21 protein-coding genes and 1 pseudogene are annotated in these 26,155 nt (G+C 55.6%); 6 read left to right on the forward strand and 16 right to left on the reverse strand.

Going from position 1 to position 26,155, the window contains the following annotated elements; genetic code table 11:
• The first annotated feature begins 215 nt into the window (after positions 1-215).
• Together U5A52_RS35735 and U5A52_RS35740 are read left to right on the forward strand one after the other, a co-directional pair.
• Positions 216-878 carry a DUF3313 domain-containing protein gene (locus U5A52_RS35735; RefSeq protein ID WP_321938702.1) on the forward strand — a complete coding sequence of 221 codons (663 nt, stop codon included), beginning with the start codon at positions 216-218 and terminating at the stop codon, positions 876-878.
• Positions 879-994: 116 nt separating this feature from the next.
• Positions 995-1,291, forward strand: a complete 297-nt coding sequence (locus U5A52_RS35740; RefSeq protein WP_321938703.1) for a hypothetical protein — start codon at positions 995-997, stop codon at positions 1,289-1,291.
• A 162-nt stretch (positions 1,292-1,453) separates the two neighbouring features.
• On the opposite strand, the gene U5A52_RS35745 is transcribed toward U5A52_RS35740, so the two are convergent.
• On the reverse strand, positions 1,454-1,585 hold the full coding sequence (locus U5A52_RS35745; RefSeq protein WP_321938705.1) for a hypothetical protein: 132 nt from the start codon (positions 1,583-1,585) through the stop codon (positions 1,454-1,456).
• Between the two features lie 1,620 nt (positions 1,586-3,205).
• Between U5A52_RS35745 and U5A52_RS35750 the strand changes: the two genes are divergently transcribed.
• Entirely contained in the window at positions 3,206-3,910 is a 705-nt protein-coding gene (locus U5A52_RS35750; RefSeq protein WP_321938707.1) for a response regulator transcription factor, read from the forward strand.
• A 53-nt stretch (positions 3,911-3,963) separates the two neighbouring features.
• On the opposite strand, the pseudogene U5A52_RS35755 reads toward U5A52_RS35750, so the two are convergent.
• Both U5A52_RS35755 and U5A52_RS35760 read right to left on the reverse strand, forming a co-directional pair.
• Positions 3,964-4,335 (reverse strand): annotated as a pseudogene (locus U5A52_RS35755) (transposase); the annotation flags it as partial.
• A 373-nt stretch (positions 4,336-4,708) separates the two neighbouring features.
• Positions 4,709-5,263, reverse strand: a complete 555-nt coding sequence (locus U5A52_RS35760; protein ID WP_321938708.1) for a cysteine dioxygenase family protein — start codon at positions 5,261-5,263, stop codon at positions 4,709-4,711.
• Between the two features lie 278 nt (positions 5,264-5,541).
• Between U5A52_RS35760 and U5A52_RS35765 the strand changes: the two genes are divergently transcribed.
• A complete protein-coding gene (locus tag U5A52_RS35765; protein WP_321938709.1) occupies positions 5,542-6,747 on the forward strand; it encodes an amino acid aminotransferase in 1,206 nt (401 codons plus the stop codon).
• Between the two features lie 159 nt (positions 6,748-6,906).
• A complete protein-coding gene (locus tag U5A52_RS35770) occupies positions 6,907-7,107 on the forward strand; it encodes a DUF1330 domain-containing protein (RefSeq protein ID WP_321938710.1) in 201 nt (66 codons plus the stop codon).
• 564 nt (positions 7,108-7,671) lie between these two features.
• Here U5A52_RS35770 and U5A52_RS35775 read toward each other — a convergent pair.
• The 11 genes from U5A52_RS35775 to U5A52_RS35825 all read right to left on the reverse strand — a co-directional run bounded on the left by U5A52_RS35775 (position 7,672) and on the right by U5A52_RS35825 (position 21,341).
• Positions 7,672-8,850, reverse strand: coding sequence for a porin (locus tag U5A52_RS35775; RefSeq protein ID WP_321938711.1), 1,179 nt, complete (start codon positions 8,848-8,850; stop codon positions 7,672-7,674).
• Positions 8,851-9,371: 521 nt separating this feature from the next.
• The gene (locus U5A52_RS35780; RefSeq protein ID WP_321938713.1) at positions 9,372-10,706 is read right to left on the reverse strand and encodes an FAD-dependent oxidoreductase; all 1,335 of its coding nucleotides are present in this window, start codon (positions 10,704-10,706) and stop codon (positions 9,372-9,374) included.
• A 97-nt stretch (positions 10,707-10,803) separates the two neighbouring features.
• A complete protein-coding gene (locus U5A52_RS35785) occupies positions 10,804-13,128 on the reverse strand; it encodes a molybdopterin-dependent oxidoreductase (protein WP_321938715.1) in 2,325 nt (774 codons plus the stop codon).
• A gap of 23 nt (positions 13,129-13,151) precedes the next feature.
• Positions 13,152-14,555, reverse strand: coding sequence for an MmgE/PrpD family protein (locus U5A52_RS35790; protein ID WP_321938717.1), 1,404 nt, complete (start codon positions 14,553-14,555; stop codon positions 13,152-13,154).
• 95 nt (positions 14,556-14,650) lie between these two features.
• Entirely contained in the window at positions 14,651-15,460 is an 810-nt protein-coding gene (locus tag U5A52_RS35795) for an amino acid ABC transporter ATP-binding protein (RefSeq protein WP_321938816.1), read from the reverse strand.
• A gap of 75 nt (positions 15,461-15,535) precedes the next feature.
• On the reverse strand, positions 15,536-16,204 hold the full coding sequence (locus U5A52_RS35800; RefSeq protein WP_321938719.1) for an amino acid ABC transporter permease: 669 nt from the start codon (positions 16,202-16,204) through the stop codon (positions 15,536-15,538).
• A gap of 3 nt (positions 16,205-16,207) precedes the next feature.
• Positions 16,208-16,876, reverse strand: a complete 669-nt coding sequence (locus U5A52_RS35805) for an amino acid ABC transporter permease (RefSeq protein ID WP_321938722.1) — start codon at positions 16,874-16,876, stop codon at positions 16,208-16,210.
• 77 nt (positions 16,877-16,953) lie between these two features.
• Positions 16,954-17,853, reverse strand: a complete 900-nt coding sequence (locus U5A52_RS35810) for a transporter substrate-binding domain-containing protein (RefSeq protein WP_321938723.1) — start codon at positions 17,851-17,853, stop codon at positions 16,954-16,956.
• Positions 17,854-17,949: 96 nt separating this feature from the next.
• Positions 17,950-19,401 (reverse strand): NAD-dependent succinate-semialdehyde dehydrogenase, encoded by a 1,452-nt coding sequence (locus U5A52_RS35815; protein WP_321938725.1) that lies wholly within the window; start codon positions 19,399-19,401, stop codon positions 17,950-17,952.
• Positions 19,402-19,441: 40 nt separating this feature from the next.
• On the reverse strand, positions 19,442-20,206 hold the full coding sequence (locus U5A52_RS35820) for a hypothetical protein (protein ID WP_321938727.1): 765 nt from the start codon (positions 20,204-20,206) through the stop codon (positions 19,442-19,444).
• Positions 20,207-20,312: 106 nt separating this feature from the next.
• Positions 20,313-21,341 carry an Ldh family oxidoreductase gene (locus U5A52_RS35825; RefSeq protein ID WP_321938728.1) on the reverse strand — a complete coding sequence of 343 codons (1,029 nt, stop codon included), beginning with the start codon at positions 21,339-21,341 and terminating at the stop codon, positions 20,313-20,315.
• 155 nt (positions 21,342-21,496) lie between these two features.
• On the opposite strand from U5A52_RS35825, the gene U5A52_RS35830 reads away from it, so the two are divergent.
• Entirely contained in the window at positions 21,497-22,396 is a 900-nt protein-coding gene (locus tag U5A52_RS35830) for a LysR family transcriptional regulator (protein WP_321938730.1), read from the forward strand.
• Between the two features lie 810 nt (positions 22,397-23,206).
• Here U5A52_RS35830 and U5A52_RS35835 read toward each other — a convergent pair.
• Together U5A52_RS35835 and U5A52_RS35840 are read right to left on the reverse strand one after the other, a co-directional pair.
• Positions 23,207-24,490, reverse strand: coding sequence for a D-amino acid dehydrogenase (locus U5A52_RS35835; protein ID WP_321938732.1), 1,284 nt, complete (start codon positions 24,488-24,490; stop codon positions 23,207-23,209).
• Positions 24,491-25,076: 586 nt separating this feature from the next.
• Positions 25,077-25,985 (reverse strand): LysR family transcriptional regulator, encoded by a 909-nt coding sequence (locus U5A52_RS35840; RefSeq protein ID WP_321938734.1) that lies wholly within the window; start codon positions 25,983-25,985, stop codon positions 25,077-25,079.
• Positions 25,986-26,155: the final 170 nt, after the last annotated feature.

The following is a 26,155-nucleotide window of genomic DNA, read 5'->3' on the forward strand; positions in this document are numbered from 1 at the left end:
GCTAAAAAAACCGTCCAGACGTTTTGCTTTCTCTGTATCTCGTGCTAGACTTCGTTCCAGTTCTTCACCTTGCATAGAACACGAACCGTCTGGACGGCTTTGTTATTCTGCGAAGACAGCGGAGATGCTGACGTCGTAGATCAAACCGCCCAGACGCCTTTGTTCATGCCGTTCATCATTTCCGTTGCAGCCGTGTATCTCTCATGGGACCCAAAATGACAATCACCAGGAATGCTCGCCACCTGCTGTTCGCGCTGTCGTTTCTCTCGCTGGCAGGTTGTGCCGGCGTTCAACCCGTCGCCTATTCCGGCATTCCGTCGTCTTCGTACCTGAAGGCGAATGCGCACGACGATACCGGACGCATTCCGTACAACTACTCGACGACGGTGAACTGGCAAGCCTACTCCAGGGTAATCGTCGACACGGCCACGGTCTATAACGGTGCTGACAGCCAGTTCGGCGATATCAGCGACGCCGACAGGGCAACGCTGGCCACTTACCTCCAGACGTCTTTCACTCAGAAACTTGGGACGAGATTTGCCTCGACGACGCAGCCCGGCCCGGGCACGCTCCGCGTCAAGCTGATCCTCACGGGTGCCGAGACCACGAAACCCGTGCTTGGTCAGTTCACACATTTCGACATCGGCGGAAACGTCTATAACGGTGTGCAGGCCGTTCGCGGCGGTAAGGCGATGTTTGGCGGCTCTGTTTCGTACGCAGTCGAGATTTACGACGCGTCAGACAACAAGCTTTTGAATGCCTACGTAACAAGGCAGTATCCAAACGCCATGAACCTGGTCGCGAGTTTTGGCTCACTCGGTGCGGCGAAAGCAGGGATCGACAAGGGCGCCGACGCGCTGGTTGCTCAGCTCCGGTAAGCAGGGACACACATCGCGCGACACGGTGGATCATTCGCGTGCGAACCACTGCGCGCGCAAAGCCCTTGCAGTGCATCCGGTATCGCAGGTAACCAAGTCGGCTGACGGAGCGCTAAATGTCTGGAATCGCGTCCCTCTTCGCACTGCCCCTCCCTTCGCCCGTGATGGTGGTGCTCGTGTTCGTTGCCGCTTATCTGCTGGTTGGCATTCCGCTTCATTTCCTTGCCGGTGCCGAAGCGCGTGACATATGGGGAACGTGGACCGGACTGTTCGCCGCACTGATCTACATGGTTGTCTTCATTGACTTCTATCCTGAAGCGCACGATGTAACCACACGTCAACCGACCGTTGCGCAACAAGGACTTTCTGTATCCGGGGAAGCGCAACAGCCGCCTCGCGAAGCCAGAAAATGAGTTGGCTAGTGATACGTTGCTGGCTCACATGGGTGGCAGACAAACTATGGCGGACGGTGCTCCGCGTATATAGGGTAATCGTTGGCCAACTTTGATTCAACCGTACCGGTGACAAACCTGCGTCTGCTGGGCCCCTCGTCTTGAAGGACAGTTGATGTGAGATCAGGCAGTTAGAACCCGTTCGACGACGCCATCCATACAGGCCATTTTCACGATGAATTCTTCCACCCAACTCCAACCCGGCGCCACGCGGACATCCCGCAGGCTACTGGTTTGGACGATCCCGATCTTCACGGCCCTCTTCTGTGTGCTCGTTACGTCAATGGTATTTTCAGGCGAGGTGCCAGGACTCACCGAAGGATTCCCATCCAAGAGCAATATAGACGCACCCAAGAATAAGCCTTCCATGAATCGGCCTGAATATCAACCGTGAATTCTGTCGGCACTAAAAGTATTTCTGTCGACATGCGAAGCTCGGGTTTTTATCGCAAAGTAGCTGAGTGTGTTATCCACTCCCGCGTGGCCAGATTCCTACCGTCAAGACAAGCACAGAGAGATGGCATATATCATCGGCCAAGACGTCGACACGATTCTCGACCTGTTTTCGTCGCGTGCGTACCCGACGATCTGGCTACTAGCGCTAGCCGCCGCATTTCTATCGCTGATAGTGGCATCTCTTCACCTCTTGCGACGGGCGGAATCCTTTAAAGTTTTCTTAGGCGCGATTGCAGGACTGATTGCAGGCCTCTCATATTTTACCATTGCGCTTGGAACGCTTCCCGAAAACGACGCTCGTGCAATGCATTCGACAGGTTCGCCGACGCCTCGCGTCGATGTACACGCAAGCCCGACAGTCTTGTCTGGTGAAGGGCAACATGGTCGATGTAAGACAAAGCAATAAACGCTATTGTTTCCTTGATCGAACTTCAACCACAGAATGCTTGTTTCGAATCCGGCTTGCACAAGCACAAAAGTCTCTTGGGAAATTATTTGGAGGTAAGTAATGAGAAGCCTGGGAGCCAGGCTGACTCTGTCAATCGCGTTCACGTGCATGCTGGCAGGGTGTGCTGCGGCTGCGACGGAAAATGAAATCAAACCAGAGAGTATGTCGGAACTCACAATCGGCGCGACAACTCAGCAATACGTAATCCGGAAGCTGGGAACCCCATCATCGACAAACACCCTACCGGATGGATCGACGTTTCTGGTTTACACCTTCACGGGTAAACCACCATTTTGGGACAGGGTGATGTCAAATTTCGGGCCCTATGCAACCACAAATGTCCGCAGGACCACCGTCAGCTTTCTTTTTGGACCGGACGGGTTTCTCAAGAAATCAGATACCGTTTCATATCAATGATCGCCTGTACGAGTTACGGGACACAACGCTGCTGGTCACACCAGGGACATCAACGTTGACGCTGACTCATCCCCGCTTCCATGCGCATGTGATCACTTTCAGGTGCAGGCGTACTGGCGCCAATTCTTTTCAGGATTTCCCTACCCTCCTTCCAGCTAATCCCTCTTTATCCTTGTGATATTCCCGCCATAATGAAAAGTTCAAGCCTTGGCTCTCGCGTCGCATTCTCAGCGTCATACCGTGTTCCAGGCAAATGGCGGCTCGTGTGCATGGCCAAACGCCAGAGCCGCAACCGGCAGCCACGACGCTGCATTGTGGATCGAGGCTTCGTTCCGCGGGACCAGAAGCGAACCTTCAATCGTAACGAATGTATGGCCGCCCGCCGATGAACGCCGACTCAACGGCGCATGTCCTTGCAGTTGCAAGCACCGCAAAATCGACAATATATACATCGGTCAAAGGTGCAGTGAGAATTAGCCGGTGCGCTCAGTCAGTACAAATCGGCTGTCCAATGAAGGTGCGACCTACGCACTACGATCCTGGATTTGATCACTATGCGTATAGCGGTTCTGGACTATGACCCTGGTCAGTCGCAATTCGTCTACGAGGCGCTGACCGCCGCCGGCCACGACTGCCATGTGTTTGCCGAGGGCCGCGCGCTGATTCACTGGATGCAGCGGGAGACTTTTGACCTCGTGATAGCCGACTGGAACGTCGTTGACATTCCGGGTGATGCTGTACTTGCCTGGATCCGCAATAACGTCGACTCGAATCTGCCTGTGCTTCTCATGACAAGCCGCACGCGCGCGCAAGACGCTGTCTATGCGCTGAACGCCGGCGCCGATGACTACGTCACTAAACCGATCGCCGCCCGCCAGCTTCTCGCGCGCGTCTCTTCGCTTTTGCGCCGGACTTGCCAGCAGGAAGCGGCGGCGACCTCGCAGCAGTTTGGCGAGTACCTGTTCGATATTCGGGAGGGTAAGCTTTTTCGCCACGGCACATGCTTGCCGGTTACCCGGAAGGAGTTCCAGCTCTCGCTACTACTCTTTCGCAATCTTGCGCGACCGCTATCGCGAACTCAAATCCGTGCGGCGGTATGGAAGCAACTGACTGACATTCCCACCCGTACGCTCGATACACACATTTCCACCGTACGAGTCAAACTCGGCCTTCGGCCAGAGAACGGCTATTGTATCGTCCCGATTTACGGCTATGGCTATCGCCTTGAAAGGCTTGATGCAGCTGCGGTGTACCCGTAGTGAATGCTCGGCAGAGGTCAAATGGCCGCTCGCTTCGCTTCTCATATCCCGAGGTGTGCAGTTGATCTGCGCTTCTCGCCCTTGAAGTCGTCCGCGGCGCCACCGTCGTTGTCCTTATCGTCACCGTTCTTACGTACAAAGCTCCTGTGTCCAGCCCACGCCTGGATCAACGTACGGTCAACGCTAAAGTGCTCGCCCGAGAGCAGCTTCTTCTGAGCGATGGCCACCACCTCGTTGAAAAATTCGATCACCGCATCGTGTCTGATCAGCCGATATCGGTTCTTCGTGAAGACCGTGGGCGCCCACACCTCGTCAACCATTGCCAGGCCAAAGAACCAACGATACAGTAGGTTGTTCCCGATATGTGTTTGGGGTGCCATCTGCCGGTACTGCAAACGGAACAAAATTATGCAAACCAACGCTTGAGAAACGGCGCTTCACCCCGCGCTCCTCGAGATCTGGATGTCCATCTCAAGGCGTCGGATCGCACAGCCCCGTGCGATTTCTGCCGCCACCTTCATTCACCAATCGGATGTTCGACCACGCGAAGGGATCACGCAACCACTAATGCGCTGCGCCTCCATAGGTTTTAGCGCTGTTCCGGTGGTCGAGCGTGATAGCGCGCCGAACTAGGCATTCAATTCCTCGAGCCGCCGCCCATCGGTCTTCGCGCCGAATGCACCAATCAACACCGCCACCACCCAGCAACGCGTGTGCGTCACCGCAATCGCTTGTTTCTCCGACTTGTTCGGCCGATATTCAAAAGAATCTTAGTGGAATATCGGATCGAATGCCGGCTCAGGCATCCGCTGACTTCGACCACGCGAAGCGATCGAACACACGGTTGATATGCGTCGGAATAAGTTCTTTTCCGACTCCATAGATGTGGAGCGATACTGCGGTCTCTTGGTGGAGGTTTCCAAGACGATGAACATCATGCAGACTCGACTCCCCAACAACAATGTCTCCAACCCTTCGCAGTTTTCCACCAACCTGCACCAGCTTGTCCTCCTCCCATCCAAAATGGTCCTCCGACAGTGTGCCCTGAAGCACCAGATACCCGCACCACGTCCAGTGGCAATGGACAGGACTGCGCTGCCCGTGTTGCCACGTAAGCAACATGATGGAGAAATGACCGTCGGGATGGGTATAGAGAATATCGCGTTCGTATCGCTCGCCGCTCCCCGTTCTCTGGCGATCCGTAAGCACCTCCGCCAAAGGAGTGGCACATTTCAGCAACTTGCGCAATGCAGGAAGCAAATCAAGAGGGCGCAGGGTCGTATCGGTTGAAAGTGCAGCTGCCAGTTCTCCCACAATCTGCTCGCGCTTCGCTGTCGCCTCGATAGCGTTCATCAGCTGCTCCTAGCTTGAATGAATTGGCCGATAATCGTATCCAAAATGATCGAGCAAAAATTTCCATATTGTTGTGCAGCTACACTTCAATTTGGAAGAAAATTCTACGACCGACAATTTTCATCTAGATATAATCTCAAGCCTGCCACGCAGAAATAGCCTTTGTTTCTCGACAGAAACTTTACGATTCTTCATTTTCACCTTGGTCACCTAGTCAATTCTTCGAGGTGTAACCGGGGTTCGGCAAAGACCTTCTAACTGTTTATCGCCTACAGGACATGTCTATCTTTTCAACCGTGAGCCTTGCCCCTCGCGACCCGATCCTGGGTCTGAACGAAGCCTATAACGCCGATGCGCGCGCGACCAAGGTGAACCTCGGCGTGGGCGTGTACACCAACGAAGAAGGCAAGATTCCGCTGCTGCGCGCCGTGCGCGAAGCCGAAAAGGCGCGCGTGGAAGCCGGTCTGCCGCGCGGCTATCTGCCGATCGAAGGTCTCGCCGCGTATGACGCCGCCGTGCAAAAGCTGCTGCTCGGCGACGACTCGCCGCTGATCGCCGCGGGCCGTGTCGTTACGGCGCAGGCGCTGGGCGGCACGGGGGCGCTCAAGATCGGCGCCGACTTCCTCAAGCGCGTGAACCCGAACGCCAAGGTCGCGATCAGCGACCCGAGCTGGGAAAACCACCGCGCCCTCTTCGAAAGCGCAGGTTTTGAAGTCATCGCGTATCCGTACTACGACGCGCAGACCAACGGCGTGAACTTCGAAGGCATGCTCACCGCGCTGAACGGCTATGCCGCGGGCACCGTCATCGTGCTGCACGCGTGCTGCCACAACCCGACCGGCGTGGACCTCACGATCGACCAGTGGAAGCAGATCATCGAAGTCGTGAAGGCGCGCAACCTCGTGCCGTTCCTCGACATCGCGTATCAGGGCTTCGGCGACGGCATCGCGGAAGACGGCGAAGTCGTGCGCCTGTTCGCCGCTTCGGAACTCAATGTGTTCGTTTCGTCGTCGTTCTCGAAGTCGTTCTCGCTGTACGGCGAGCGCGTGGGCGCGCTGTCGATCCTCACGAGCAGCAGGGAAGAGTCGGCACGCGTGCTCTCGCAGCTCAAGCGCGTGATCCGCACGAACTACTCGAACCCGCCGACGCACGGCGGCTCAGTGGTCGCAGCCGTGCTCGGCTCGTCCGACCTGCGCGCCATGTGGGAAGCGGAACTCGGCGAAATGCGCAACCGCATCCGCGCCATGCGCACGGGCCTCGTCGAGCGCCTCACGGCCGCTGGCGTGGACCGCGACTTCAACTTCATCAACGTGCAGCGCGGCATGTTCTCGTACTCGGGCCTGACGGCTGCACAAGTCGACCGCCTGCGCGAAGAATTCGGCATCTACGCCGTGAGCACGGGCCGCATCTGCGTGGCCGCGCTGAACACGCGCAACCTCGACGCAGTCGCTGACGCGGTCGCGAAGATCCTGAGAGCGCCTTGAGCCGAACTGGGTCTGCTGACGACCTTTCAGATTTCTCGCCGCGACGTCGCCGGGAACCTCTCCAGATCAGTACAAGCACGTGCCTCTCGGCTAGCCCCAGACGCCGAATCCAGCGGAATTGACGAGCTATCTTTGCATCAAATCAAAAGACAAACGGGAATGGCCAAGGCTTACTGGATCAGTATTTACCCAAACATAAACGATCCTGATAAGGTTGCAGCCTATGGGAAGCTTGCGGCGCCCGCGATTGTTGCGGCAGGATGCCGCTTTCTTGCGAGAGACATGGCGGCAGAGGTCTTTGGAAGCGGAACCCAAGCAGGACTGCTCTGGGACGACCTGACATTGCTACCCAATGCTTAATATCTCACGATGCGCCAATGCCGTGTCGCCTTGCGCTGCTTCCCCGCTCATCAGAACCTAACGTGTTCTGCTTGTTCATTGAGTCTGGAGCAGCGATCTAGCGACAAATGACCGATCCAGTTCAACCACGCATCGAACAGACTACGTATCGACGGAACAATTAAGCTTTCTTGTTCCACCGACAATATCCGTATTCTGCCTCAATCGTCGTGAACAATTTGTCAAGCTTGGTCACCGATCGCGATGTTTGCGCGAACGGAAAATGCAGTTCATATGCCCTCTTGTGACACGCGCCCAACGCGTATGCAAGAAAAATGACAGTCAACTTGCTAACTGCGCCAACTTTCTATTGCGAACGTATCTCGCCAACACCCGACCGTGGAACCGCGAGATGCCTGATTATTCAGTCCCGTCTCTGAAATTCGCTCGATTGAGCCAGTGACGTAGCAGCCTGAGCATCGGCTCCTTGTACGGATGCCTGATCGCTCCAAGTCAGGGGCGATCAGGCATTTCGCGCCGAACCTAGAGTCCGATACGCGAAAAATCCTATTCGAAAGGTCACCTTTAGAAGCGGTTGTACATCCCAATCTTCACAATCGCCTGATTCCGAGAACTCGACCACGCTCCATTCGCGGTATCACCCAAGTTCGCTGTCACCGGAACTAGCCCTGTAGCAGTCGAGTTCAGTGTCTCTCCATCGGCATGGGAGTAACCTGCAAACATATAAAATCCAGTTCGTTTGCTTACCAAATAGATCGCCCTGCCGCCGATTTGATGAATCCTCGGTGTTGCCGCCTTCGACTCCGCATCGACCGCCTGCCCAAAAGTGAAATTGTAACCGAGACCCAAAGTCAAATCGGGCCTCGGCGTTACTGACACGACTGCACCAACAGAATTGAACGCTACTGGATGCGTGAATACCGTTGATGCGCCGCCCGGACGATACTGCGTGTATCCATAGTTTAAGCCGGCGGTCCATCGTCCAAACGTGTAATCTGCAACCGCGTTGGCAATCTGCACGCTGTGTGCGCCGTTGAAGCCGAGGACCAGAGATGCGTTGGGAATAGCATTCGCGCTTCCCGACCATGAGGTTGTGTTGGGGGTTGCGTTGACGGACCGGAAGTAAGTTGCCGCGAGATACCACGGACCCGTGGCGTACGAGAAGCCAGCTGTAGCAGTACTTCCTGAACTCATTGAACCCGCGACGTTACCGAACCCGTATATAACCTCTCCGGTCAGACCATTAAATGTCGGCGTTCTGTATTTAACAGAATTATTAATTCGGACGCTATTGTCAACGTCGGTCATATCACCAGGATAAGTGGCGATACCTCCGGAGCCTAAGTCCGGTCCATAGTTTTCGAGCAAGTCGGTCGTGGTTGAATATTGACGCCCGAAAGTCACGGTTCCATAGCGATCGCTGGACAGACCCATGAACGCCTGCCGGTTGAATTCCGTCCCAGCAGACGAGAAATTTCCAGTCCCAATGTCGAAACCATTTTCTAAAGTAAATATCGCAGACAAACCTCCGCCAAGGTCTTCATTGCCTTTCACACCCCAGCGATTTGCGTAATCACCGCCGCTAGCGAAGTTGAAATGCGCCTTTGCCCCGTGACTGTTCGAGAAATAATTGAAACCCGCATCGACGATGCCGTACAAAGCGACGCTTGACTGAGCGTACGCCGTAGCGCCAGAAAAATATAGTGTGCTGATTGCCAGATAGGCGAATGAACGATTTTTCACGTTTTCCTCTGTGACGTTGATAAAAATTATTTGTCGTTTTGTAATACTAAATAAATCGTATTAAGTTTCGCCTCCATAATAACGAGACACAAGACATGCAATAATTGGAAGTGCCGTATTTCTATCGATTTTACTAGCTTAAGAAAACACGGACGAGCCACTCCCTACACTCGGAACTCACTTTGAATCGACAAAAAGCGGCGCCGCGTCGTGAAAAGCGACGCAATTTGTCCCGATCAAGAGGTGACGCTCCCCCACTACCGATAAGCGGGCGACAACCACTAAAATATGAATGGCCTCATTGCCACGTTGGGACGAACTCACTCGCGCCCCCTTCACGACCTCCTCGTCGCTCCAGCAAATAACTTTGCACACGCCTCGGTACCACCTTGTACATGTGCATTGGAGCGATGTGATTGCACGACTTTGGGTGGCTCGACAATCACATCGAGAAACAGATACAAGGCCATCTATAGCCGATCGAAATTCATCTAGTTATACAGAAATTACTTAAACAACGATCACGCACCGATCTTTCCATATCTTAAATCGCTCAAATAATCTTCAAAACGATATTTCCAGACAAGGCTGTTGATGAGAGGACGATGTATTCGATGAAACCAAATGGGCTTCAGTGTCGAAATCGGGAGTACTGTATCGCGCTCGGAACCGCCCACGGCCAATGTCGCGAGATCTCGTCCCAGCATGGTGCCCATTGCGATACCGCGTCCGCTAAATCCGAAACCTGTCCATAAGCCGTCAGCCAAAGGGTAAGCTCGTGGGTATTCATCCAACGTCATATCGACCCAACCTCCCCAACTGTATTCCCAGCGCAAGTCTTTCAACATAGGAAACATCATTGTTATACGGCGACGTGCGGCGTTTAGCATTGCCTCACCGTCCATTGCGAATGGTGGCCCATCAACGCCTACCTGCAACCGTCCGTCCGGCCAAAGTCGTACACCTGAGAAAAGCTTGCGGGTGTCATTTAGCGGCTGTTTCCCGGGCAACACGATCTCCAACGCCTCTTTGCTCAGCGGCTCACTAATCATCTGATAGGCCCGAACCGGGAACACAGCGCGACCTAATCCTGGGAATAGTTCATCGCTGTTGAACGCATTGGTCGCCAAAATCACGCGACTTGCTTTCACGGAGCCAGCGTGCGTCCGCAAACGCCAACCATCTGCAGTCTTTACGAGAGCCCGAACGGGCGTCTGACAGTGAATTTGAGCACCCTCCATAATCGCCGCTCGACCCAGACCTCGAGCGTAGCCAAGTGGGTTCAATGATGCCCCGCGCGGATCGAACAGGGCAACTGAGTAGCGCTCGCTCCCGATGTAAGCTTTAGTTGCTGCCTTATCGAGAAGTTGCACCGGCAGCTTGCGTCGCTCAAGGTCCCTGGCAATTGCCTCAAGTTCAGCCCCTTTTGCCGGTGTATGTGCCGAAACCAGATTTCCAGTGTGGTATGCAGAACACTGCATCTGGTACCGTTCGATAAAGCTAAACACCAAATCCGGACCCGCAGCGCATGCTGCGTTTACCTTGGCGGCGATCGCCTCACCTAGATCGCGCTCGACTTTCGCTGGCATGAACTTCGAAAAAGCGGCGACCTGTCCCCACGCCCGCCCGGACGCACCCCATCCGATTGAACGCGCCTCCAAAACTCGGACGGAAAGCCCTTTCTTTGCAAGCTCGATCGCGGCAGAGAGTCCTGTGTATCCGGCGCCGACGACGGCGACATCTGTATCCACATCTGACGCTAGTGGAACAGTCTCTGGTTCGGGCTCGGTCATTGCCGATAGGTATTCCGAAAGGGGCCCTTGTGCTTTCGCGAGCAGAAACTTATCAAGTTGCATGAAATCTCTTCGTTACAGCCTTTAGTTACCAATATTTACGACGCTAACGTCCGCTACATGTCGGCGCCTCCGGCACATTCCCGGGCGCAGCGTACGCCTACACCGCCCATGAACCATATCCCACGCCCAGAGCATTCGCTTCGGTAAATAGTTCGACATCCACCAACGACAACTGTCCCGTACATCCTTGGGAAAGCGGAGATGCGCCGATATCTCTCGTGACGACGTTTGGATTGCCCTTATTACACAGCACGCCGCTCACTCCCGCCAATTTCGGTTCGTACCACGCTCCTGTGGCAAGCTGGATCACACCAGGCCGTACGCGGTTGTCCAAAACGACGCCGGCTAACGTAGCACCGCGGTCATTGAAGATCCGCACCGTTGCGCCGTCTCCGACCTTCAATCGCGCCGCGTCTTGCGGATTCATTCTCGCGGGTTCCCTGCCAGAGATTTTTGACGAAGCGCTATACGCCCCAAAATCTAATTGACTATGTAGGCGCGTCTTCGGCTGGTTCGCCACCAGCTGGAACGGGAACCGAGTTGCAAGCTCGGATCCGAGCCATTCGTCTGGCGGGATCCACATCGGGTGCGAGGGGACCCCAGCATATGGACTCTCTGCAATGGCCTGACAGGCGACTTCGATCCTTCCGCTTGGCGTAGGTAAGGCGTGAGCCGCTGGATCTTGATGGAATCTGGTCACCATTCCCGGCACGGGACTCAATGGCAGGTCGATTCTCTGTTTCTGCCAAAACGTATCGAAATCAGGCGCGTACCAACCTTTATCAGCCAATGCCTTCCTAGTCGGTTCATAGATGTAACGCAACCATTCTGCTGAGCTACGTCCTTCTGTGAACGCTTCCCCGACACCAATCCCAGCCGCAAGATCCGCGAAGATGTCGTAGTCATCACGCGCGTCGCCGTACGGCTCAACGATCTTTTCCATGGCAAACATGAAAGGGTCGTTCGCACTTGCGCCGATGTCGTCGCGCTCGAGTGTCGTCGTCGCGGGTAGTACAATGTCCGCGAAGCGTGTGGTAGCGGTCGCAACAGATTCATGCACGATTATGGTATCTGGCCTCCGGAAGGCTCTCTCCAGACGAAGCAGATCCTGATGGTGATGAAATGGATTTCCGCCGGCCCAATACACTAGACGGATATCCGCATACACGCGCTTCTCGCATTTATAGGTGTACGAGTCGCCTGGCTGCAGAAGCAGATCGGCGATACGAGCGACCGGAATGAAGTCTCGCACTCCGTTTTGAGCTTGTGAGAATGTTGGCAGCGGCACGCCGAGCGCATGTTTTCCGATGTTGCCAATCGACCCGAGACCGTAGGAGAACCCGCCTCCTGGTTTGTTCATATGTCCAAGCATCGCCGAGAGAACCAACGCCATCCAGATCGGCTGCTCGCCATGTTGAGCTCGTTGCAGGGAATAGCTAACATTGATGAACGTCAGCTTCGATGCTGCAGCATCGGCCAATTCAACAATCGCCTTTACCGGCACACCGGCGATTGCAGCTGCCCAAGCCGGGGTCTTAGGTATCCTGTCCGATGCCCCGGTCAAATAGCGCTCGAAGACCTCATAGCCAACGGTGAACTTCTTCAGATAGCCACGATCGACCTTACCGGTCGCGTGCAGGTGATACGCCATGCCAAGCATGAACGCCGTGTCCGACCCCGGTCGCAGCGCTATCCAATCGCACGGGATTTCATCAGGTAGATCATCACGAATCGGTCCTACAAGCACAAACCGAGTGCCCCGAATCCGTGCTTGATGCATGCAATCTCGAGCCGAATGTACAGAGTTCCCACCGTTGCTGACTGCCGTATTCTTCAGAGGCAATCCACCAAAAGCGATAACCAGCTCCGAATGCCGGGCAAGCTCCTCCCAATATGGATGATCCCGTGTAATGGTGGTTGCGGGTCCCAGTGTGTAGCCTAGAATTACCGCACCTGCGCCTGAGCTGTAGCTGTCAACGGACTTAACGTAGCCGCCAAATGCCAGATTCAGGAAGCGATGCACTTGGCTCTGAGCGTGATGAAAGCGACCGGCGCTCGCCCAGCCATACGAGCCGCCGAAAACATGTGCCCCCGGTAGAGGCGACCGATTTGCCGCGTCGGGTCCGGCCCCTTGTCGCCGCAATTCACGAACGACCAGTTCCAGCGCGTCCGGCCACCCGATCTCGACGAAACGGTCGTGCCCCCGCCGATGATCCGGTCCCGGACCGTCTTTCAACCAACCTTCCCGAACCAGGGGGCGTGCGAGCCTCAGCGGATGAGCAACTGACGCCCCGAGGTTGTCAAGAATCGAGGAGGGCTCGGGATCATCCGGGAAGCCCTTCAGCTCGAGCTTTCCGTCATGAGCACGCGCGCTGAACGTTCCCCAATGGCTACTGTGTTGCCTGAATCTATCCTTGTCCATTGTCGTATGCGCCTCACCTACGCTCAGATCGCCGAAATAACGTCGTCATACAGCCAGTCAAGATCCGTCGCCTTCTCCATCGTTAGAATCTTCGCGATATATCCCTCAGGATCCTTGAGCTTCCCGGCGGTGAGATCACGAAATTTTTCCTCAACCTCGGCATGCGTCAGCGGATTGCTTTGGGAACCTTTGTAGCCGGTGACCAAAACACTTGCGCGCTCTCCTTCCGGCCCGGAAACACGGACCCTAGAGTGTGAAAAATGCGGCAAGCTCTCCATCGGTCTATATTCGATGCGCTCAACAAGATCTCTGATCGCGGGGTCCGTCATATAAACTCCCAGACTTGAGCTATGATCCGGTACGATGCGATCAGCACCTCTCGCCCCCAATGCAACGCAATATTTGCCGCTGAAGCGGGCTTCTGTCTCGGTTGTTGGCGCCTTTGCGCTTCCCATCAATTCCGCGACCGGAGGAACGACGAAGATCTCGATACGTGCATTGTCGAAAATCGAGCCACCGTGGGCGCGGCGCAATTTAATAGCCCCGTCAATTCCTGCGTGCGTAAATCCGCAGCACGCGTGCCATTTTCGCCGGGGCTTCTCAAGCTGCCATCCCAATGAGCCTTTGAGAATATCCGCATCAAATCCCTTTGCGAGAGTTGCGTAAAGCCCTACCGGACTCTCCAGCAGATCGCGTGGCCCGGTCAGCCCGTGCGATGCATAGCGCCCAGCTAACATCCCGACGCTGGCCGGCCAGCCTCCGAACATAATCGGCTTGATCGTGCTACTTGGCCCGAACAGAACCTCAACTGGACACCAGCCAGCAAGCGTTCCAGCGATCGCGAGTGCGTTTGCGATCTGAGTATCCTTGAGGCCCAATGCGACTGACGTCAACGCCCCCACACCGATGGTCGAAGGAATTCCTTCCGATGACACGCCGACATCTGTGAACGCCTTGTTGTCCCTGCCGCCGTGGCTCTCCCGGTAAGCCATATTGATGCGGGCCGTGACCTCAATGCCTGCGATTAGCGCGCGCAGCAGGCTCATGCCATCCAGTCGCTCAACTTCGGCAAGTGCCAGCACCGCTGCCACTGCCCCAATACTTGCATGGCCGCCGATCAGGTCGTTCAATTCAAGGACATCGCCGCTGTAGCCATTAACACGCGCTGCGGCCATCGCTGACAAACGTAATTGGCGGCCAACGATGCGCGCCTCTACCTTTTCGGACATCGCCGCTTCGGCACGTGCAAAGTCTACACTCTCGGCCAGAGAGGCCCCAGCGATCATGCAGCCGATTGTGTCAAGCAGGCAGTATTTCGCCTCTGTCAGAACCGCCTCCGGGAAATTCCCGAAACTTATGTGCCCAGCGAATTCAGCGAGATGCCGGAACAGCGGACTTTGTGACGACGGAAGTGAATCGGCGATCATGATAACGATCTCTAATTAAATAGTCATATGACGATCAGGTCTATTTCTTTCTACGCTTAGACAGCGGATCCTTCAGTATGTCGATTAGGTACAATTCAGCCGACCACCTTCGTCAACGGCGAGACGGAGCTAAATTCCGCTTTAGGAAGACTGAACGTCTGATGTCCGCGCAGAAAATCCTGAGTCTTCGGCTTCTTTGGATGAACCAGCACCTCACCCGGAGAGCCCTCCTCGTAGACGCATCCCTCGTGCAGAAATACGACGCGATGCGCAACGTTGTAGGCAAAGCCAAGCTCGTGCGTAACGATCACCATGGTCATTCCTTCGTTACTCAACTCCTTCATTGTGCTGAGCACCTCACCGACCAACTCTGGATCCAACGCCGACGTTGCCTCGTCGAACAGCATTGCGGAAGGCTCCATAGCAAGCGCACGGGCAATCGCAACGCGCTGCTGCTGGCCGCCGGACAAACGGGCCGGAAATGCATCGGCCTTCTGTGACATGCCAACTTTCTCCAGGTAGACGCCAGCCCTTTTGCGCGCTTCATCCTTGTTCCGCCCCAAGACTTTGACTTGCGGAATTGCAACATTGTCAAGAACGCTCAGGTGGGGAAACAGGTTGAACTGCTGAAAAACCATTCCCACCTGCTTACGCAACTCACAGAGGTCCCGTTCACGGTACGTGACACGGCCACCTGCGTCGGCACAGCCGACTGTCCGACCGTCAAATTCGAGATATCCAGAAGTAGGCAGCTCCAGAAGATTCAGGCAACGCAACAGCGTGCTCTTCCCCGAGCCGCTAGCCCCGAGAATTACGACAGTCTCACCCTTGTCGATGGACAAATCGATGCCTTTCAATACCTCGAGCTTGCCGAAGCTCTTATGCAGATTTCGCACGGCGATCAAATGTGACATATCAAACTTTATGGAATAGATGGAAAGCGTGGCGGGGATCGAACGTCATGGAAACTCGCCATCCGGCTAGTCCGAACGTTTCATACGGTATTCGACGTAGTGCGATACTCCGCTTAACGCCATGATGCCAGCGGTCATGATCAGTGCAATCGCTGTGTATGCCTCCACCGGGCGATATTCCGTGTCGCTGATGAGCTGCGCTTGATAGAGCAATTCCGGATACGCGATCGTGGCAGCCACTGCACTAATCTTCACTACTTCGACGATTTCATTCGTCAACGAGGGAAGAATGCGTTTTATCATCTGCGGAAAAATCACCGTGATGAACATGCTCTTTCTGCTGAATCCAAGCGCTCGAGCGGCCTCCCATTGTCCACGCGGGATCGACTGCAATCCGCTGCGAAATATTTCGCAAAAATACGCGCCCGTGTAAAGCGAGAATGCGATGGACGCGGCAAGAAGCCTGCTATTCTGGATTCCTGTCATGATTGGAATCGCGTAGAAGAACCAGAACAGCATGACGAGCGCGGGCACGTTACGAAACAGTTCCACGTACAGCTTTGAGATGTTTCGCAGGATAGTGGTATTAGACGAGGCAAGCCCGGCGAACACCCCTCCTATGACCATTCCAAAGAACATGATCGTCAATGAAAGATACGCGGTATGTGCTGCACCCTGAAGCAACGCATTTTTATATCCCGCGAGAAACGAGAAGTCCCAATGATAGGCATCCATTCCTCAAACCTCCACCCGTCTCAGATGTTGCTCGTAACGACGCGCTGTAAAGCTCATTGCGAAAAGCGCTACAAAAAATATGCTGCCCAGCACCGAGAATGTTTCGATTGGTCGATAGGTCTTCGATGAAATCTGCATTGCAGAATAAACAATGTCCGAGTACGCGATCGTTGCAGCCAGTGCGGTTGTTTTGACTAGATCGATCAGCCGATTCAGGAATGCCGGGACAATGTGCCGAATTGCTTGCGGTAGCACAATGGTCCAGAACACGACATGTGAGCGCATGCCTAGCGCGCGAGACGCTTCCCATTGGCCCCTCGGGATCGCCGCGATCCCGGCTCGAAAGACTTCGCAGAAGAACGAAGCGGATTGCAACCCTACTGCGAGCACTGCGGCCGTCAATGGCGAGAACGTGACTTTCGCCAGTACGGGCAAAGCAAAGTAACACCAGTAGATCAAAATGATCGAGGGCGCTGATCGGAAGCATTCCACATAGACGGTCGCCAGCGTAGAAAGGACGGGAACGCGCGCGATCCGAACCAGGGCCAACAAGAGACCGATGGGAAGGGCCAGGAGCAGGGAAAGTACAACCAGCTCCATCGTACCCAGCGCACCAGCCCACAAAAGGCTCGCGTTCTGGAAAACAGGTAAAAATGTCCAGTGGTATTGCACGAGAGACGCCCCTCGAATTGTTGATTGGCTACAGCCACCGCGCTCGGCGGGGTGGTCACTGAAACTCGCTCTGACTGTCAGGTCCAGAGCTCACGCTGAACGGGAACGGCGGTCTTCGGATCGACGCCTCTGAATGTCAAAAATTGTTCGTAGAACCTTTGCGTCTTGCCGGAGTTGTAGTAGTAGGACGCGACAACATTAAGGAAATTGCTCCAACGTTGATCGGCCTCCTTGCGAACAGCGATCGCACCGGGGATGCCGAATGTCGGCTTAGGCACGATGGTCTTGGCAGTCTTCAATCGGGCCCTGGCGAGGTCCGAGGCAATGGCAGAAACAACTGCAGCATCTGTTCTGCCCGATTGAAACGCTGCAAATACTTCACCGAACGACTGGAAACGGCTAATGGTCGCCTTCGGCGCAACATCCGAAATGTACTCGTCAGAGTTAGTGCCGAGTGCCACTGCCAGCTTGTACTTTGGGTCGTTCAGGTCCGTCCAGTTTTTTATCGAAATCGACTCCTTCGCAACGATCCCGAGCGGATACCAAAGCATCGGCGTTTGCACGAAATCGATCGACATGGCGCGTTGAGGCGTAGCATCGAGCATGAACATGGCGTCGAACTGATCTGCCTGAAGACCTGCAACGGCGTTGCCCCATGTGGTCTCCACCATCTGAAGCTTGACACCCATGGCTTTTGCCGTTTCTTGCGCAATCGCGGGACAGATGCCGCGCCATGCAACGCCATCGATCATGACCTTGCCCGGCGCCGAAGAGTCGGTGGTGTCTTTAAAATACCAAGGCTCCAGAATCGCCGCTCCTACGCGAAGCACCTTGGTTGACTGAATTCTGTCCCAGGTGCTTTTGCCTGAAACTTCCGCCATGGCCGGCGTGGGCACAGCTGCAAGTGGAGCAGCCACGAGGGGGACAGCGGCGGCTGCCGCAAAGGGGAGCGAACTCAGGAACTCACGCTTTTTCATACGTAACCTCGTTAAATGAAGAAAAATCCCACATACAGTTGCCCGGCGTTTGTTTGGGCAGGAAGTCCAGCAATCTACTGAACTCCTGCGCGAGACTCAGGCGCTAACGCCAGATGTGCAAACGTACTTCATTTCGAGGTAGTCATCGATGCCATATCTCGAGCCCTCTCGCCCGAGACCGGACTCCTTGACGCCGCCGAACGGTGCTACTTCGGTAGAAATGATCCCCTCGTTCACTCCAACCATTCCCACTTCCAGTGCTTCGGTGACCCGCGTGATCCGACCAATGTCACGACTGAAAAAATAGGCCGACAGTCCGTATGGCGTTGCATTCGCCAATGCGATCGCTTCTTCTTCAGTGGTGAAGCGAATCACTGGTGCGACCGGACCGAAGATTTCGTCACGCACACAATCCATCTCCGTCGTCACATTTGTCAGAATGGTCGGTGGGAAGAAGTTGCCAGATTCGGCGTTCCGCCGTCCACCGATAACCGATACAGCACCTTTCGACACAGCGTCGCTAACCAGTCGCGCAACCTTGTCGCTTGCCGCCCGGTTGATGAGAGGTCCGACATTCACACCCGGCTCCATACCATTGCCCATCTTCAACGCCTTGACCGCAACAGTCAGTTTCTCGACAAAGGCGTCGTAGATACTGTCCTGCACAAGAAGACGGTTCGCACAGACACAAGTCTGTCCTGCGTTGCGGTACTTCGACGCCATAGCGCCGGCAACGGCAGCATCCAGATTCGCGTCATCAAAGACAATGAATGGGGCATTGCCACCCAACTCCAGGCCCACGCGCTTAACTGTGCCAGATGCTTGCTGCATGAGCAGCTTGCCGACCCGCGTCGAACCGGTGAAGGATACTTTTTTCACGACAGGATGCGTGGTTAAAACTTCGCCCACTTCGGCAGAGCGCTTCGACGTGACAATATTCAAAACGCCTGACGGAACACCAGCCTGCACGGCAAGTTCCGCGATCGCCAGTGCGGACAAGGGGGTATCTTCCGCCGGCTTGACGACGATCGTGCAGCCTGCTGCCAGTGCAGGCGCCACCTTCCGCGTAATCATTGCAATGGGGAAATTCCACGGAGTGATGGCCGCTACGACACCAATCGGTTGCTTCAGCACGGAGATACGACTATCTCGACGTGGAGCCAGAATCAGGTCACCATAAACGCGCTTGGCCTCCTCCGCGAACCACTCAATAAAGGAAGCGCCATACGTGACCTCGCCCAGCGACTCAGATATCGGCTTTCCTTGTTCAAGCGTCATAAGCGCCGCGAGCTCGTTCTGATTTGCGCTGAGAAGGTCGAACCACTTGCGCAAAACGCCCGCGCGCTCTTTGGCCGTCCGTGAGCGCCACTCGGGCAGCGATCGGGACGCTGCTTCGATGGCGCGTACCGTGTCTGCCGCCCCCATGTCAGGCACCGTACCGACAACATCTCCAGTCGCCGGGTTCAAGACATCGAAGATGCTTCCATCTTCTGCACCTGTCCACTGACCGTCGATCAGCGCCTTATCCTTTAACAGCCCATTCTGCATGCTTTTGTCCAATGATTGGTTGCACCCTGCCGGCTCAGTCTCAAACTTCCGTCGCCGGACTTAGTTTGCAGTAGACCTTGCGGATATATGTGTCCGTCTTCCATGCGTTAGAGACGCCACGATTAATCAGGAAAGTCTGCTCCGGCTGGTACAGCTTAGCTTCATCTATCGCATTGGTCATTTCGACTTGACCCTCGATAAAGTGCATGATTTCATAGTCCTTGAACGCTGCGAGCTTGCGAGTGTAGGACGTCGCCTCCCACAGACCGACAGTGAATTGCCCAGTGGGATCTGTGTAGATAATCTTTCGCCCAACCGTTGGCAGTGGCGAGGACGTAATTAGCTCCGGCGCCGGTCCGCTGATCGGATCCAACTTGTCGTTAAGGTCGGGCACCACCACGGCCAAGTCTGCAACGTTATCGACGGTCTTCGACGGGCCCTCGTAGTTCATGAAGAAGAACTTCGTACCTTCTGTCTGCTGCCACCTGCACTTCAAGAAACGCGGGATAGCTGCGGTATCGCGCGGCTTCAGGATCGTCTTGCGATCCTGCGCGTCAGTAATCTCAATCTGTCCAGCGACAACGATCAGGAACTGATCAACGGGGAAAGACGCGATTTGAAGATCGATCCCACGCAGCTCACAAAAGCCGGCGAACATGCCGTGATGCTCTTCGCGCGTGTAGTAATACCCACGCTTGAAGAACGTGTTTTGAGACAAGTCCAATTGCTCTGCGTCAAGCCACGGCTTGAATTGTGCATCGCGCTTTTCGTCGTAGTCAAACTCGATGATCGGCGTATTCTTCAATTGATTCCTCTGGTTTAGGGCTGAGTTGATTTCATCTTTCGGACGGACGGAGACACGATCGTTTTCTGTGAATTCGTCTGTGCGAAATTTGGGTTAGAAGGTAAGACTACGGCGACACGTATTGTGTCGTTGCTGGATCTTTCGTGCACTCAGTGAGAAGAGCATACTCAGCTTCCGTTAGCTCAATCCCCACAGTTTCGGCGCGTATCCGCATTTCTGCACGCCGGTCGCCGGGCAACCGGATATTGTCGCCTTCTCGCAGATGCCGCATGAGCGTTTTCATTCGGCCGGCAATGTCGACCCCGGTCGCTGCTTGCGGATCGAACACGACGACCAACTGGCCGGCATTGGAACTAGCAGCACCAGGGAATTGTTTGGAATTGTCTTCAAAACCGAAGTTGGCGCCGGTCATAGCCGCCGCCATCACTTCGACCATAACTGCAATGGAGGCGCCCTTATGCCCACCAAAGGGCAAAATCGCCCCCCCGTTCAACACATCAGCGGCTATTTGTGTGTGGCGCCCCTGACTGTCTAACCCGACACCCGGCGGCAGGGGTTGATTCGCCGCCGCATGCAATTTGATGTCACCCAATGACATGACACCAGACGCTTGATCCCACGCCAGGGCACCTCCATTACCATCTGGGGCCGAGAAGGCCATCGCGTTAGTGCCGATCAACCGCTTTGTCGCCCCATACGGAGCGAGGCGGCAACGAGAATTCACGTAATTGATCGCTACCATCCCAGCCTCCGCGAGTGGCACGATGTCCAGCCACAGTGCGCCGATATGATGGCCGTTCTTCACCGATAACATCGCCATGCCGAATTGCTTAGCTTTCTCAAGCAACTGCTGCCGCGCCATCACGTCTGCAACTTGTGTGAACCCGTTTCGACAATCGACTTCAATACTGGCCAACTCACCCGTCACGACGTCAGGAACGGCCGCTCCATCCAGCCATCCTGCACGAATCGACGCCACGTAATCTGGCAGGCGCATTAGTCCATGACTGCGGCTTCCTTCGCATTCGGCACGTACGATGAGATCGCAAAGGATCTCGACATTCGATGCTGCAACGCCGTGCGTTAGCAATACATCCTTCGCAAATTGAGTTGCCTGTTCAGGCGTGATGATCATGCGCGCTCCTATCTGTTCACAACCATCATTCGATGGCGTCTAGGCGCTGTAAATCGCGTGGAACCCACCTCTTTGAGGGCCAAATCTTTCCGTTCGCGAGCGAATTCGAGCAAGACAGACGGAGAATAGCCCCCACAATTTTGACCGTAAATGCTATGATTTTCGTAGCATCGGTGAATTTATGCACAGATATGGACTGGGAAAATCTGCGGTTTTTCTTGGCGGTCGCACGTGAAGGTTCGTTCTCGGCCGCAGCAAGGACGTTGAAGGTCGATCATGCAACCGTTGGACGACGCATCTCCGCGCTAGAGGCAGATCTCGGCGTTAGATTAATTGAACGCTTACCTCGGTCCTGCCCCTTGACCGCGTCGGGTGCGCGCGTGCGCGATTCGGTACTGGAGATGGAGTCGCACGCCTACAGCGTGGAGCGCATATCGCTAGCGGAGCGCACCTCGGCATACAAGGAAGTCGTCATCAGCGCACCGCCTGTGCTGTCATTCAACTTGCTGACCCCCTTGCTGCGAGACTTCAAGCGACTTCACCCACAGATCCGCCTGTCGCTATCGAGTCAGGAGAAGCCCGTCTCGCTATCCAGACTGGATGCGGACTTAGCATTGCGGCTGTTCCGGCCGACCGAGCCCGACTACGTCGTGAAGAAGCTCGGCGAATTGCGTTTCAGCCTCTACGCGACAACGGACTACCCATATCGGGACGCCCCCGAAAGTTGGCAGTTCATTACATATGACAAGACAGAGAAGGATTTCGCGCATAGACGCTATCTCAACAGCCTCACACAAGGGCGACAAATTGCCTGCAGCGTCACAGATCTGACGACCCAGTACGCGGCAGCGTGCAGTGGCGTGGGCGTGGCGTCTCTCCCTTGTTTCTTGGGAGATCGCGACTCGCGGCTGCAACGGCTTGCCGAGAATGGCGAACCCTACAAGCTGGATATCTGGCTGGTCTTGCATCGAGACCTGCGCAATATCGCGGAGATCAGGCAGACAATCACCTTCGTCACAAAGGCAATCCGCGGAGCCATCGGCGAACAAGTCTAAGAGGACCGTTTGAGTGCTCGGTCCGGCTCTGCAGGAGCGCACTTCAATGCATGTTGAGGGCGCGAAGTAGAATTGCGCTCGATTCTAAGGCGTGACTGGGAGTCGGCGCTAGAGGCTCTCACAGCGCTGTTCGAGAAGTTCACACCTGACGCGACTTCTGTGCATGAACGTCACATCGAAAGACACGCCGATGCACGAATATTGCGGTGACGCGCTCTTTTTATTTTCATTGAGGGCATAGCACAAGTTTGCGACCTACATGACGGACGAGTTATTGTCAGCGCGCAGAATGCTAGCCGCGCCGACAGTTTCGGCACAGGTCATTATCGGTGAGCAGCTGCCGCTGCCGCGATCAATGCAACGGTTCCAATCAACTGCGAAAAGATCGGTTTCTGGTCGTTGCGTTGGGGCGATGGGGCTCCGTTCCCAACCACCCGTTGCCGCAGGAAGCCTGCGAATCGTCGACACTACGCGCGCTCCCTTGCGTTGCCCTTCACGACTGCGGCGTCGCCGTGAACTGCGACTGGTTTCGACGGGATGTCGTAGTAGCCACCGAGCAATACGGAAGCGATTGATTCGAGACGACACGTTTGGAGACCGCTCGCGGCTCGCTCAAGGACAGAGAGTGCCATCGCAGCGGCAGACCTGATTTGCACGACCGCGGAAGGACCTAATCACGTGCCTTCCACGTGGTGTCGATGTCTCACCCGATGTAGATGCTTACCGGAGCAGGCAAGAGGATCCGTCGTTGCTTTTTCAGCAGCGCAAAATGAGTGTCCGGATACGGTGATGCGCCGGCCACATCCCCTTTCACGTGACAGCTCCATACTGGCGACGCGAATTCCGGCCCGTGAGGCTGTACGGAGCCAGATCAAGCGCAGTCGGTAGACCGCATATCTCATCAACTACGAGACGCGCGCTAGCGCAAGCCAATGTAAAACCGAGCGCTCCGTGGCCAGCATTTAAGCGAAGATTCGACACCTCCGAACACCCCAAAACAGGCCTGCCATCGGGAGTGGCCGGCCGAAATCCTGTCCAGACCTCTGCTTTCGTAAAGTCACCCGCATTCGGCATAACTGACTGGGCCTGCGCCTTAAGCAATTCGACCCGTCTCGGGTCGTCTCTGTATCCGGCGGGTGTCATATCCACCATGCCTGCTATTCGCAGACGAGAACCGAGTCGCGCATAAACAATCTTATGATGCACATCGGTTACGCTGATGGTCGGTGCAGCGTGCTTCTCCCCAATAGGCAACGTAAGGCTGTACCCTTTCAACGGCAGGAGAGGAAGCCTCACGCCAAGTGGGGCCAACGCCTCCCGACTGCCGTTCCCCAATGCTACGACGAAGAAATCGGCATTCACATCGCCACCCGATGTACGCGCAGCGACGATACGATCACCCTCCTGCCGAAGTCCTAGTAGCTTCGTACCGTTGACAAAGTTGACCCCGTACTTCGCCGCCGAGATACGCGCAAGCTCTCGTGTGAAGACATAGCAGTCGCCAGACCCCTCGGTCGGAGTGAAGATGCCGCCCGCAAGGACTTGCTCCATCGACTGAAGCGCGGGCTCCTTCTCAACGCACGACTGAGCGTCTAGCACAGTTTGAACGACACCAGACCAGCTTTGAATTTCAACTTGCCTCCGAGCAGCTGCAAAGTCATCCGCATCGCGATAGATAACGAGCTTCCCTGTCTGTGTGAAGTCGAAGTCAATGCTTTCATTGCTCAAAATCTCGTCCATCACCTGTTTGCTATATGCACTTAGCCGATGCAGCTCTACGGTACTCTGACGACTACGTTCGCTCGTGCACTGCAGGAGAAACTTCAAGCTCCAAACCCACTGGTCCGGGTCCAAACTCGGCAGGAAGCGGAGCGGTGCATTGCGGTCGAATAGCCATTTCGGTAGATGGGAAAAGACCGACGGCGCCGCTAGCGGAGCAACGTAGCTGTAGCAGAGCTGCGCGCCGTTAGCGAAGCTCGTCTCATGTCCCACTTGCCGATGTTGCTCAACGACCGTAACCTGGCATCCCTCCCTCGCGAGCAAATACGCAGTCGTCACCCCGATGACGCCACCACCAAGAACACAAACGTTCATTTTTCTTCAAAGATCAGGGTCCAAATTGCGCCTTGGACGGTGGCGACGGCCGCTCTTGGGGCCAAAAGTGCCCACGAGTATCGACGCGCTAAAAATCGGACGCAAGTAGCAAAAAGCTTTGGGATACTACCACTGGGCCGCCCTACTCCCTGTCGGAAGCAGCCAACTGGCGGCAAAGCCGCTACGCGACGGTCATCACGCACGCCTCGAATCTGATGTGCCACCTGGAGCGCGATGGCCGGTCCTTTGCACAGTCGGCGTAATGTTGGTACCTTCCGCGGCGCACGAAACGCGAGGACCCTCTGCAGATCCACGCCTTGTCTATCTTTTCGGTAGCGCTAGTGAAATCGGAATTTGGCACATGCACCGAGATCTCGATTCCATCCGATACTGGCTGCGTAATGCCGACGTATGGATAAGGATTCCTCTCTTATGACGGCCACAACCTTATCGACTTGAGCGCAAGCTGACACGCACACCGCAGGGGTATTCTTCGTCGTTGAGTTCGCGCGCATACTAGCAACGCATGCTTGAAGGTAGTTTCCGTTTCAACCGATTAGGGACGGCTTGATTCATTCCTCGTGCTTCACTCGGATTCGCGAATTAGAGGTGGATTGGTCTTGAGTTCCGCAGCGATGAAGTCAACGAAGGCGCGAGCGGCCTTACTGGTCGCACGTCCCATCGGGAAATACGCGTGAACGGGGAGTTCCGTCGTCTTCCAGTCGGGCAACATCAGCAATAGTTCGCCGGTTTGCACTTCCCGCCTGCAAGCCCAGGAGGTTGTGGCGGCAATCCCTAAACCACTCGCCGCAGCGGCCAGCGCGCCCGCCGTATCGTTCGTCGCGACATGCGGTTCCACCTCGACCGCCACCGTCTTTCCGTCACGCTCAAACTTCCAGGATCGTGAATTCGGTGCTGCCGGCCCGGTAACGATTCGATGCTTCTCCAGGTTCGCCGGCTCTTTGGGCATGCCGTGGCGCGCAACGTAGGCTGGCGATGCGACAAAAGCCCGGTGCATTGTCCCAAGCAGCCGCCTGGTTCCTGACGCGTCTGGAAGAACGCCCACCCTGATACCGACATCGACGGCATCTCGCACCAGGTCCTGCCACGTGTCGTCGAGGAGGAGTTCAACGCGAAGCTGGGGATGCCGTTCAGTAAATTGCGACAACCTTGGCATGATGACTCGCGTGCCCATTGTCGTGGGCATGCCGACACGAAGCAATCCGCGAAGCTCGCCCGTCTCGCGTACGCTGTTCTGGGCGTCCTCAATGGCGGCCAATGCGGGCTCCATGCGAGAAAGAAACTCAAGCCCCGCCTCCGTTGGGACGACGGCGCGCGTCGTACGCGTCAACAACCGGACGCCGAGGTTCGCCTCGAGTTCTGCGACCATCCGCGAAACCTGCGACTGGGCCAGGCCACCTTCCCGCGCCGCTGCGGAAAAGCTACCTAGCCGCGCAACGCGCGTGTAGAGCTTGAGAGTTAGAAGGTCTTTCAAGTTTTACCTCTTTCCGTCGCATGGTCGCCGCTCGAAAGCGAGCGGACGACGTCGTATCAGCCCCGCATAGATTGAAGGCAATCGGCTTGCCCCATCGTGCACAGCGGCAGCACCACCAACGCGCGCCGTGTTCGCAGTCCCTTCCATCTGACGGGATGCGCCATACGTCG

Source organism: Paraburkholderia sp. J8-2 (genome assembly GCF_905220195.1).
In the GTDB taxonomy this organism is placed as follows: Bacteria; Pseudomonadota; Gammaproteobacteria; order Burkholderiales; family Burkholderiaceae; genus Paraburkholderia.